This window comes from Adlercreutzia equolifaciens DSM 19450 (assembly GCF_000478885.1).
GTDB lineage: Bacteria > Actinomycetota > Coriobacteriia > Coriobacteriales > Eggerthellaceae > Adlercreutzia > Adlercreutzia equolifaciens.
Map to the genome: position 1 here is coordinate 544,272 of NC_022567.1, position 11,494 is coordinate 555,765.

The following is an 11,494-nucleotide window of genomic DNA, read 5'->3' on the forward strand; positions in this document are numbered from 1 at the left end:
ACCTCCCTCGTTCTCGGCAGGGGCGCCCCTATGATGGAGGAGCGACGAAACCTGAAGGAAAGGGGAGACCTATGAACATCGATCGCAGAACGTTTTTCAAGGGGGCGCTGCTCGGAGGAACGGCTGCTGCAGCGGGACTTGCCGGCTGCGCTCCGAAGGCCGAGATGGCCGATACTGGCGGCAGCGATGCTCGCGACAAGGAACGAGAGGCCTTTGAGGCTGCCGCTGCCCCCATCGAGCCGGCTAGTGTTCCCGAGAACTGGGATGAGGAGGCCGAGGTCATCGTGGTCGGCTCCGGCGCCGCGGGCATCAACGCCGCCATCCGGCTCGGCCAGGCGGGTTACCAGGTGCTTGTGTTAGAGCGCAACATGGAGTTGAACGGCAACTCGAAGCACTCATCGGTGTTCTCGAACATGGGCGGCCACAAGGCCGCTGAAGAGCGCAAGTTCGCCTATCCGGAATATCCCTACGATGTGGATCGCATCCTAGAGTACGTCATGAGCTGCCAGCAGCAGACCGGTGATCCGGAGCTTGTGCGCGCCATGCTGGTGGAAGGCCCGAAGTGCATCGACTGGATGAACGAGAAGGCCGGGGCCAAATGGGTGCCTATGAACCCGAGCCCTGCCGGTGCGGGCATGCTGGAATGGGAGGGGATGTCCACGCCCACCAACGGCATCAACGTGAACCTGATCCCCCTGCAGCTGCTGACCGAGCAGGCGCAGAAAGACGGGGCCGAGGTGCGCGCCAACAGCAACGTGGACACGCTCGTCTTCGACGGTGGGGCCGTCGTGGGCGTGAAGGTCACCGACGAGGAGGGCGAGAAGTTCATCCACGCTACCAACTGCGTCATCCTGTGCGCCGGTGGTATGGAGGTGAACCGCGCCATGATGGCCAAGTACTCCGCCACGACTCTTCAGGGTATTGCGAATATCGCCACGCCGCCCAACGGCACTGGCGAGTGCATCCGCATGGGCCAGGGTGTAGGGGCCGATCTGGCCGGATACGATTCCACCGGCGCCTTCGACGGCGGCGTGTGGTGGCGCGACTATGACGAGTTCGATACCGAGATGGACTGCCACATCAACAAGGACGGCAACCAGGTAGTGCGCCAGCCCTGGCTGCGCATCAACCGCGACGGCAACCGCGTTCCCTATATCGGCACGAGCGCTCGCGTTTATCCCTATGTGAACGATGCGTCGCCCTCCTCTGAGGGGCTTTGCGAGACTGCCGCCATCGAGATGAGCCAGCCCGGCGGCAAGACCTACTGCATCTTCGATTCGAAGTACGAGCAGCTCATGCTGGACAACTACTTTGGCCAGGTGATTTGCCGCAAGGGCAAGATCCTCGCTGACGACGACCCCTTCTACGATCGCGTGCCGGAGTATCTGCGCGACTGGCACACCGGGTTCAACGACATGGTGGAGGCTGGCGTCATTCGCAAGTGCGACACCATTGAGGAGCTTGAGGCGGCGCTTGGCCTGCGCGAGGGCGTCCTCGTGGACAACGTGGAGAAATGGAACGCTGCCTGCGCAGCGGGCGAGGACTACGCTGCCACCTACAAATATCCGAAGGAGTGGCTGCTTGCTTTAGATGAGCCGCCCTACTATGGAGCCATCGTTGGTGGCCATGTGTTCGGCTCGAAGTGCGGTTTGAAGGTGAACCCTGACATGCAGGTCATCAGCACCGAGGGCGCGCCCATTCCGGGTCTGTACGCCGCCTGGCATACTGCCGGCGGGTCGGCGGGCGAGGGCAACCCCGCGGGCAAGCCTCTCACTGGCGTGTTCGCTGATCTGGGCTTGGCCTTCGTGGGCGGCTACATGGCCGCGGGCGGCGTCATGAAGAAGGACGGCCGCACCGACGCCTAATCGCTGAAGGGAAACTGGCGGCGGGACGTTCTCCTTCCTCCCCCTCGTTCCGCCGCCTTTCCATAGATCGAATTGGAGCGAGCCTGCTTGCGCGGGCTCGCTTCTCAGTTGGCGCAGCCGGCGGAAGGAAGGATGCTAGCCTAGGCTAAAATACGGAATCGGCGCATTTTAGCCTAAAGAGGCCCAATCTCATTGTTCGTACACCTTCTTGCCGGCGACGTAGGTGGCTTGTACCTTTGCCTGCTGCAGGTCGTCGGGAGCCAGCTCGAAGGGGTTCGGGTCCAGCACGACGATATCGGCGAACATGCCCGGGGCTAGCTGCCCCAGCTCGTCGGCGCGCTGGGCGGCGGCGGCGCTGCCGGCGGTGTAGGCGCGCAGGGCCTCGGCCAGGGTGATGCGCTCCTCGGGTAGCCAGCCCCCGCACGGCTCGTGGGTGTCGGCGTCGCGGCGGGTGACGGCGGTGTAGACGGCGTCGATGGGGTCGATGTCGGTAACGGGGGAGTCGGTGCCGAAGGCCAGCGTGGCACCGGAATCGAGCAGGGTGCGGAAAGGCCACATATAAGGGACGCGCTCGGGTCCCAAATCACGCTCCGGGCCGCCGGGATCCAGGGTGATGTGGCGTGGCTGCACGCTGGCGATGACGTCCGCCCGCGCGATGCGCGCGATGTCGTCGGGCTGGAAGTTCTCCAAATGCTCGATGGTGTGATGGGCGGGGGAGGCCACCGGGTGGGCTTCGAAGATATCGAGGCAGCGGTGGATGGCCTCGTCGCCGATGGCGTGGATGCGCACGGGCGAGCCCTCGGCCGCCGCCGGGGCCACCAGCGCCTCCATCACTTCGGCAGCCACGGTGGGGCGCCCGCAGTCGCCCTCGAAGCGAGCGTTGGTGTAGGGGTCGTGAACCCAGGCGGTGTGCTGGCTGGAAACGCCGTCGAAGAACTGCTTGAAGCCCTGAGCCGAAAGGAGCGGGCCCGTGTGGGCGGCCTGCAGGGCGGCCAGACGGCTGCGGTCTTCCAAAAGCGTGGGGAACATGGACACGCGCACGGTGAGCTCGCCGGCCTCTTCCAAGGCGCCGAACAGGTCGTCGCGCACGAAATCGAGGCCCGGCATCGCCATGAGCGACACGTCGCACACGCCCGTGATGCCGTGCTCGTTCAGATAACGCTCGAAGGAGCGGTAGGCGTCCAGCAGCTCCTCGCGCGAGAATTCCGCCACGATGCGCGGCATGAGCCCCATGGCTGCCGCCTCGCGCACAATGCCTGTAAGGTGCCCGTCGGCGTCTTTGTCGTAGCTCCCGCCTGCGGGCGGCTCGCTTTCCTCCGTGATGCCCAAGCGTTCCAGCGCGCAGCTATTCAGCCACAGGGTGTGGGCGTCGCCGGAGTACATGGCCACGGGTCGGTCGGGGTAGACAGCGTCAAGTGACGCGCGGCTCGGCATGCCGGCCGGGTTCCACAAGTAGTCGCGCCAGCCCTGGGTGAGCAGCCACGAGCCGGCCGGTCGCCGTGCGGCCAAGGGCGCCAGGCGCGCTACCGCGTCGGCCTCGTTCTCGCCCACGAAGCGCTCAGCCAGAGGGGAGAGGTACAGCGCGGAGTGGAAGTAATGAAGATGGGCGTCGTGGAAGCCCGGCATCACGAGAGCGTTTCCGTAGTCGACGACTTCGGTATCGGTGCCGCGCAAATGCTCGGGCAGGACTTCAAGAGGGCCGACCCACAAAACGCGGTCGCCCCCGATGGCCACGGCTCCGGGCGCGGGCTCGTCGTCGGCACCGGTAAACAAGGCAGAGGTAACGAGGATTCGATCAGCGGGGCGGGGAGTTGCCATGGTGCGTCTCCTTCCGAAGGCGAGCGTGTGGGGTGGCCGAGCGACTCGCAAGGGCGACTCGGTTTCTCAGGTGCAGTATACGCCTTGAAGTAAAATTGTTCATCTGCACTACGAAAAATGAGGGTTTGAACTGAAAAAAGATGAGGGCAGAAGAGGCCGAATGATGCACGCTCTACTAATTGACAAAGTAGATTATGGAGCCAATAAGAGTGCATTAAACATGGCCAAATGAGAAAAACATGACTTTTAGCTGGTAAAATACCTCAGATAAGCCGCCTTCCAGGCTCAAGCGCGACCAAGGGAGAGGCTGTGCTATCTTATGCATTCGTGAAATTTGATTGAATCCCTAAACGATTGGAACTTTTTTATTGCATGTGAACAAAAATGATGATACTTTAGGTTCATCGACGAATTGCGACCTCGGCTGTAATTGTTAGGGGGCCGAAAAGCAAAGCACCGTCGATGCGCAAGGAAGGCATCCGATGCAAAAGCTTCGGGTCGCACGCTTGACCTGGGGCGAAGGAGACGTAGCAAGGGGCGTTTACTAAGGGTGTAAGGCTGGCAGAGGGTTGGTAATGACAAGTTAAACCCTCATCTAATACCACTTTACCTCTTCCCCCTGGCCCGGATTCTGAGACATTAGATGCATCCATCGCGCCGACCGCGATGGGCTGAGGGTGGCATTCGCCCGCAGCTTCTCAACTATGATGGCGGACTTCAAGCCGCCGGATTGGAGAGTCACATGCAAGGAGTAAACGTCAAGAGCGAAATCGGCAACCTCAAGAAGGTCATCCTTCACCGCCCCGGCGACGAGCTGCTGAACCTCACCCCCAATACGCTTGAGGAGCTCTTGTTCGACGACATCCCGTTCCTCCCGGTGGCCCAGGAGGAGCATGACGCCTTCGCGAACATCCTTCGCGGCGAGGGTGTGGAAGTGGTTTACCTGGAGGACCTCATGGCCGAGGTTCTGGACGCCAAGCCCGAGCTGCGCCAGCAGTTCCTCGATCAGTGGATCTACGAGGCCGGCATCCGCACCGACATGTACCACGACATCATCACCGACTACATCAACTCCAATTACGCGGGCACCAAGGAGATGGTCATGAAGACCATGGCCGGCATCAACCTGCAGGAGCTGCCCCAGAAGGACACCCACCTTTTGGTGGACATGGTGTCCGACCGCTGCAAGCTCGTGTGCGCTCCGATGCCGAACCTGTACTTCACCCGCGACCCGTTCGCGATGATCGGCAACGGCGTGTCCATCAACCGCATGTACTCGGTGACGCGCAACCGCGAGACCATCTACGGCGACTACATCTTCAAGTACCATCCGGATTTCGCCGGCACGCCGACCTACTACGATCGCAACGACACCTTCCACATCGAGGGCGGCGACATCCTGAACATCAACGAGCACGTGCTGGCCATCGGCATCTCCCAGCGCACCGAGCCCGATGCCATCGACGCCATCGCCCACAACGTGTTCAACGATGAGACCTCGACCATCGACACGATTCTGGCCTTCAACATCCCGTCCTCCCGCGCCTTCATGCACCTGGACACGGTGTTCACCCAGATCGACTACGACAAGTTCACCATCCATCCCGGCATCATGGGCCCGCTCACGGTGTTCGAGATCACCCCGGACGGCAAGGGCGGCACGAAGATCCGCGAGCGCAACGAGGATCTCGAGAAGGTGCTCTCCGAGTACGTCGGCCAGCCGGTGAAGCTCATCCCCTGCGGCGGCGGCGACCGCATCGCGGCCGAGCGCGAGCAGTGGAACGACGGCTCCAACACGCTCTGCGTCCGCCCCGGCACCGTGGTGGTCTATCAGCGCAACAACGTCACCAACGACGTGCTGTACAAGCAGGGCATCAACTGCCTGGAGATGCCCTCGGCCGAGCTCTCCCGCGGCCGTGGCGGCCCGCGCTGCATGTCCATGCCGGCCTGGCGCGAGGCTCTGTAAGCCGCAAGGCGCCCGCTCCGTCAAGGAGCACTCTTACGTCCGTCTTTTCCGGCCCAGTCTAGCCAGCCAGCGCTGGGCCGTAAAAGAGGCGCGGGTTCCCCGGTTCTCGGGGGCCCCGCGCGATACAAATGTCTCTTTCAAGGGAAAGGAAACAGAACATGCCTATCAATCTCAGCGGTCGTCCGTTCCTCCGCCTGCTCGACTTCTCCACCGAGGAGATCGAGTACCTGCTGAAGCTCTCCAAGAACTTCAAGGATCTCAAGCGCACCGGCACCCCGCACCGCTACCTCGAGGGCAAGAACATCGTGCTGCTGTTCCAGAAGACCTCCACGCGCACCCGCTGCGCCTTCGAGGTCGGCGCCATGGACCTCGGCATGGGCGTGACCTACCTTGATCCGGGCAGCTCCCAGATGGGCAAGAAGGAGTCCATCGAGGACACCGCCCGCGTGCTCGGCCGCTTCTACGACGGCATCGAGTTCCGCGGCTTCGCCCAGACCGACGTGGAGGATCTGGCCGAGAACGCCGGCGTGCCCGTGTGGAACGGTCTGACCACCGAGTGGCATCCCACCCAGATGCTCGCCGACATCCTCACCGTGCAGGAGAACTTCAACTACGACATCAAGGGCAAGACCCTCGTGTTCATGGGCGACGCCGCCAACAATGTGGCCCGCTCGCTGATGGTCGTGTGCTCCAAGCTCGGCATGAACTTCGTGGCTTGCGGCCCGAAGGAGAACATGCCCGACGCCGAGCTCGTGAAGACCTGCGAGGCCATCGCTGCCGAGAACGGCTGCACCGTGAAGTGCACCGACGACGTGAAGGACGCCTGCACCGGCGCCGACGTCATCTACACCGACGTGTGGGTGTCCATGGGCGAGCCCGACGAGGTGTGGGCCGAGCGCATCAAGCATCTCGAGAAGTTCCGCGTGACCAAGGAAGTCATGGCCATGGCCAACCCCGACGCCATCTTCCTGCACTGCCTGCCGGCCTTCCACGACACCAACACCACCATCGGTGCTGACATCGCCGAGCGCTTCGGCGTCACCGAGATGGAAGTGGAGGACGAGGTGTTCGAGTCCAAGGCCTCCAAGGTCTTCGACGAGGCCGAGAACCGCATGCACACCATCAAGGCCGTCATGTACGCCACCCTCTGCGGCTAATCTGCCCAGAACATGCTTTATCGGGGCGAGTGAGAGCGCTCGCCCCTGCTGGAAGTAGTGGGCGGGGACAAGCGCTCCGCCCCTACGATTTGACAACGGAATGCTTCTGCGCGGCGTCGTCATCGCCCTGAAACCTAGAATCACATCCGTTGCATGTTATGTTCCGTTTGGAACCGCAGTCTCGTCTCTCTTACATGCAACCTAGAAGCGAGATTGGCTGGTTCACCGAAAGATTGAGGTGAAATCTATGGCTTACGAAAAGGGCAACGGCAAGACCGCTGTCATCGCCCTGGGCGGCAACGCCCTCGGCAACACCCCGCAGGAGCAGCTCGAGCTCGTGCAGAACACCGCCAAGCACATCGTTGACATGATCCAGGACGGCACCAACGTCGTCGTCTCCCACGGCAACGGCCCGCAGGTCGGCATGATCAACAACGCCTTCGCCTACGCGGCGGCCAACGACGACAAGACCCCGGACATGCCCTTCCCCGAGGCCGGCGCCATGTCCCAGGGCTACATCGGCTACCAGCTGTCCCAGGCCATCCTGAACGACCTGAAGTCCCGCGACATCATGCGCTCGACCGCCTGCATCGTGACCCAGACCGTCGTCGACGAGGACGACCCCGCGTTCCAGAACCCCACCAAGCCCGTGGGCGCGTTCATGGACGAGGAGACCGCCAAGGCCAAGGCCGAGGCCATGGGCATCACCGTCAAGGAGGACGCCGGCCGCGGCTGGCGCCAGGTGGTCGCCTCCCCGATCCCCAAGCGCATCGTGGAGTTCGACGCCGTGCGCGACCTGGTGGAGGACGGCTACGTGGTCGTGTCCACCGGCGGCGGCGGGGTGCCGGTCTTCGAGACCGAGAACGGCTACGTCGGGACCCCCGCGGTCATCGACAAGGACCGCTCCAGCGCCCTCATGGCCGCCGAGCTCGGTGCCGACATGCTGATCATCCTGACCGCCGTGGAGAAGGTGTGCATCAACTTCAACACGCCCGAGCAGGAGCAGATCTCCGAGATGACCGTGTCCCAGGCCCGCGAGTACATCGCCCAGGGCCAGTTCGCCCCGGGCTCGATGCTCCCGAAGGTCGAGGCCTGCATCGAGTACGTCGAGGCCTACCCCGAGGGCAAGGCGCTCATCACGTCGCTCGAGTGCGCGGCCGCCGGCCTGCGCGGCGAGACGGGCACCGTCATCGTCGCCGACTAGGCACCGATGCGCAACCTGTCAGGGGGAGTGCGATAGGCGCCCCTTGACATTAACTTAATGCATTAAAAGAGCGCGTTCTCCGCGAAGGTGGAGAACGCGCTCTTCCTATTCTGCTCGTATGCACAACAGGTCAACAAAAAAATAGTTGCTCAACTGGGAAATTTTTTCTTGCAGGTGAACAAAAATGGTGCTATATTGAACCCATCGATAAAGCCGACCGATCAGCTCATCGGTTTTGTCGATAGTAATTATTCCTCATCGTCGCGAGCACGGTTAAGGCGTGCTCAAGAAAGGAATGAACCATGGCTAAAATCGTCAGCTCTTGGAACGACTGGGATCCGCTGAAGCGCGTCATCGTCGGCCGTTGCGACAACTCCGTCATCCCGCCGGAGGAGCCCGCCACCTCTGAGAAGGTGCCCGTCGATTCCGAGATGCGCGGCATGTGGGGCCTCCGTCCGCTGGAGACCGTCGAGCGCGGCAACGAGTGCCTCGAGAACCTCGTGAAGATCCTCGAGGACCGCGGCGTCGTCGTCGACCGCCCGACCCCGCTGCAGTGGAACCAGGCCATCGGCACGCCGGACTTCCGCAACGACTCCATGATGACCTGCATGCCTCCGCGCGACATCCTGCTGACCATCGGCAACGAGATCATGGCCGCCGCCAACTCCTTCCGCTGCCGCTACTTCGAGTACCTGGCCTACTGGCCCCTCATGGAGGAGTACTTCGAGCAGGATCCCGACTTCAAGTGGACCCAGGCCCCCCGTCCCCGCCTGACCGATCGCTCCTACAAGCACAACTACTACGACGAGAAGATCACCCTTGAGGAGCGCCTGGTGCGCACCGCCAACAAGGACTTCGTGACCACCGAGGTCGAGCCGATGTGGGACGCCGCCGACGTGATGCGCATGGGCAAGGACCTGTTCATCCAGCACGGCCTGACCACCAACCGCGCCGCCATGGACTGGTTCCAGCGCTACTACCCCGAGTACCGCGTGCACGCCGTGAACTTCCCCGGCGACCCCTACCCGATCCACATCGACGCGACCTTCGTGCCGCTGCGCCCGGGCCTGATCATCAACAACCCGCACCGCCCGCTGCCCGAGCCGCAGCGCGCCATCTTCGAGGCCAACGACTGGCAGATCGTCGAGGCCGCCCAGCCCGCGCACACCGAGCCGCCGGCGCTGTGCTACTCCTCCGTGTGGCTGTCCATGAACTGCCTGGTCCTCGACCCGAAGACCGTCATCGTGGAGGCCTCCGAGGTGCATCAGCAGGAGCAGATGGACAAGCTGGGCATGAACGTCATCCCCTGCGACCTGCGCGACGCCTACCCGTTCGGCGGCGGCCTGCACTGCTCCACCGCCGACGTCTACCGCGAGGGCGAGTGCCTCGACTACTTCCCGAACCGCGTCGAGGATCCCACCCTCGTGCGCCCCGAGATGTGGAAGTAAGCACGACGTTTATCGTGGGCTCCCAGGTTCGAAAAGCAGCCTGAGAGTTAGAATCGCCGATCAGCAGCTAAGGGCAGCTGCCTGAGAGGCACAAGTTAGAAAAGAAAGGGGAACAGGTTTCAACGCAAAGGCGCGGCCTGTTCCCCTTCTTTATTTCACGGAACTAGGGCAAGTTCCGTGTCCGGGGCGCCTCTCTTAAGGGCGAGGGGACGTTCCATTCAACCTATCTCACCTCAGAGGAAAGAAAAAGGAGGGATTATGGCACAGGAAAACACCAACGCAACCGAGGGCTATCAGATGAAGACCGGGTGGGGTACCATTGCCATGCTCATCTCTGCAACCGGCATGGGCCTCGTGCCCCTGTTCAGCCGCTGGGCCACGCGAACGGATATGTTCGATGGCACCCTGGGCCTGAACGCCGGTGACTCCATCGGCGCTCTCATGGCCTGCGGCCGCATGGGCATGGGCGTGCTGTTCTTCGTTATCCTGATGGTCGCCACTCACAAGGTGAAGACCTTCAAGGAACTCAAGCTCACTCCCGCCATCGCTCTCGGCGGTTTGATGATTGGTATGTCCTTGGCATGCTACGTGACGTCCACGCTGCTCACGACCGTTGCCAATGCCGTATTGTTCATCTACACCGGCCCGGTGATCTGCGTGTTGGCGGCCCGCATCTTCCGCAAGGAGCCCATGAGCGGCCTGCAGTGGATCTGCCTGCTCGTCGTGTTCATCGGCATGCTGTTCGGCGAGGGCCTGCTCGGCTTCGGCGTGGGCGGCCAGTTCTTCGGCCTCGACTTCAGCCTCGAGACCTCGACGCCCGAGTTCCCGCAGAAGGGCGTGGGCGACGCCTTCGGTCTGCTGTCCGGCCTGTTCTACGGCCTGTCGATGTTCTTCAATGGCTATCGCAAGGATGCTGATACCACGGCTCGCGGCGTGTGGAACTTCATCTTCGCCGTGCTGGGCGCTGGCCTCATCACCATCATCCTGAACTCCCTGGGCTCTCAGCCCGGCATGGAGAACTGGGCGCTGTCCGTGCACTTCACCACCTTCAACTGGATCGGTGCTGTGCTCCTGTGGATCATCTGCGGTCCTATCGCTCTGGGCTTCCTCTTGGTGGCCGGCCGCAACCTGCCGGCTGCTGACTACGGCACCATCGCCTACTGGGAGGTGCCCGTGGCCATCTTCGTGGGTCTGGTCGTCTTCGGCGAGGCGCTGACCGTGAACACCATCATCGGTGGTCTCATGATCATCGCCGGTGGCGCCATCCCGTCCGTCAAGGGCATGGTTGCCGAGCGCAAAGCGAAGCAGCAGCAGGAGATTGCCGAGAACCTCACCGCCCGCATTGCCGAGCAAGAGGACATCGAGGGTCTGTAAGCAGCGCGTCAGAAATGACTGCCGTATAGGAAGAGGCTTCTTATGAAGATGACTAAGAACCTGACGCACATCGCCTCGTCGGTGGAGTTCGAGCCCGCGATGACCGAGGAGCAGCTGGAGGCTGTGTTCGCTCAGAACGGCGTGGCCGGCTTCCCCGCAGAGCTCGACATCGCCGAGCGCACCGAGGAGCATGTGCAGATGGTGTCGCTGGAGAAGTTCATCGCCTTCGCCAAGGCGTCCGGGCTCTCCGCCGTCACCTACGACGTGACCTATTTCCCCCATGCCGATGACGCCGAGGTGGAGTATCAGCTCAAGCAGCTGGCCCGCGACCTCGAGATCAGCGTGGAGGTGATCCGCGACGTGTGCGCCGACGAGATCGCCGAGTACATCAAGCTCGATGCCGAGCGCGATGCCTCGCTTCCCGTGCACAGCATCGTGGAGTGCTACACCGGCGGCACTGCGTTCGCTTGGTACGGCATGAATCCGTATCCGCGTCTGAAGCGCGTGGTGCTCGGCAAGCTGGCTGCCGGCGGCAAGAAGGCCGAGAAGGCGTTCGTGCTGCGTGCCAGCAAGGCCCAAGTTGACTACATGGGCGACTACTAGGATGTAACCGAGGCCGCGCGAAGCGTTCGTGCGGCCTCGGCGCATTAAGGGCGCGCACG

8 protein-coding genes are annotated in these 11,494 nt (G+C 62.6%); 7 read left to right on the top strand and 1 reads right to left on the bottom strand.

Annotated features, from left to right (window positions below; translation table 11 throughout):
* Window positions 1-71 precede the first annotated feature (71 nt).
* On the top strand, window positions 72-1,865 hold the full coding sequence (locus AEQU_RS01895) for an FAD-dependent oxidoreductase (protein ID WP_022739232.1): 1,794 nt from the start codon (window positions 72-74) through the stop codon (window positions 1,863-1,865).
* 189 nt (window positions 1,866-2,054) lie between these two features.
* Here the strand turns inward: AEQU_RS01895 and AEQU_RS01900 are convergent, their stop codons facing one another.
* Window positions 2,055-3,683 (bottom strand): amidohydrolase, encoded by a 1,629-nt coding sequence (locus AEQU_RS01900; RefSeq protein WP_022739233.1) that lies wholly within the window; start codon window positions 3,681-3,683, stop codon window positions 2,055-2,057.
* A gap of 742 nt (window positions 3,684-4,425) precedes the next feature.
* On the opposite strand from AEQU_RS01900, the gene arcA reads away from it, so the two are divergent.
* From arcA to AEQU_RS01930, 6 genes are all read left to right on the top strand, one after another.
* Window positions 4,426-5,649: an arginine deiminase gene (gene arcA / locus AEQU_RS01905; RefSeq protein WP_022739234.1), complete on the top strand. Its 1,224-nt coding sequence runs from the start codon at window positions 4,426-4,428 to the stop codon at window positions 5,647-5,649.
* Window positions 5,650-5,807: 158 nt separating this feature from the next.
* Entirely contained in the window at window positions 5,808-6,806 is a 999-nt protein-coding gene (gene argF, locus AEQU_RS01910; protein WP_022739235.1) for an ornithine carbamoyltransferase, read from the top strand.
* Window positions 6,807-7,053: 247 nt separating this feature from the next.
* A complete protein-coding gene (gene arcC, locus AEQU_RS01915) occupies window positions 7,054-8,010 on the top strand; it encodes a carbamate kinase (RefSeq protein WP_022739236.1) in 957 nt (318 codons plus the stop codon).
* Window positions 8,011-8,312: 302 nt separating this feature from the next.
* The gene (locus tag AEQU_RS01920) at window positions 8,313-9,458 is read left to right on the top strand and encodes an amidinotransferase (protein WP_022739237.1); all 1,146 of its coding nucleotides are present in this window, start codon (window positions 8,313-8,315) and stop codon (window positions 9,456-9,458) included.
* 258 nt (window positions 9,459-9,716) lie between these two features.
* Window positions 9,717-10,832, top strand: a complete 1,116-nt coding sequence (locus tag AEQU_RS01925) for a DMT family transporter (protein ID WP_022739238.1) — start codon at window positions 9,717-9,719, stop codon at window positions 10,830-10,832.
* Window positions 10,833-10,874: 42 nt separating this feature from the next.
* Window positions 10,875-11,435: a hypothetical protein gene (locus tag AEQU_RS01930; RefSeq protein WP_022739239.1), complete on the top strand. Its 561-nt coding sequence runs from the start codon at window positions 10,875-10,877 to the stop codon at window positions 11,433-11,435.
* Window positions 11,436-11,494 lie beyond the last annotated feature (59 nt).

Excerpts from the sequence above, each read along its gene's own strand:
- AEQU_RS01895 (WP_022739232.1), top strand. The coding sequence starts at position 72 with ATGAACATCGATCGCAGAACGTTTTTCAAGGGGGCGCTGCTCGGAGGA.
- AEQU_RS01900 (WP_022739233.1), bottom strand. The coding sequence starts at position 3,683 with ATGGCAACTCCCCGCCCCGCTGATCGAATCCTCGTTACCTCTGCCTTG.
- arcA (WP_022739234.1), top strand. The coding sequence starts at position 4,426 with ATGCAAGGAGTAAACGTCAAGAGCGAAATCGGCAACCTCAAGAAGGTC.
- argF (WP_022739235.1), top strand. The coding sequence starts at position 5,808 with ATGCCTATCAATCTCAGCGGTCGTCCGTTCCTCCGCCTGCTCGACTTC.
- arcC (WP_022739236.1), top strand. The coding sequence starts at position 7,054 with ATGGCTTACGAAAAGGGCAACGGCAAGACCGCTGTCATCGCCCTGGGC.
- AEQU_RS01920 (WP_022739237.1), top strand. The coding sequence starts at position 8,313 with ATGGCTAAAATCGTCAGCTCTTGGAACGACTGGGATCCGCTGAAGCGC.
- AEQU_RS01925 (WP_022739238.1), top strand. The coding sequence starts at position 9,717 with ATGGCACAGGAAAACACCAACGCAACCGAGGGCTATCAGATGAAGACC.
- AEQU_RS01930 (WP_022739239.1), top strand. The coding sequence starts at position 10,875 with ATGAAGATGACTAAGAACCTGACGCACATCGCCTCGTCGGTGGAGTTC.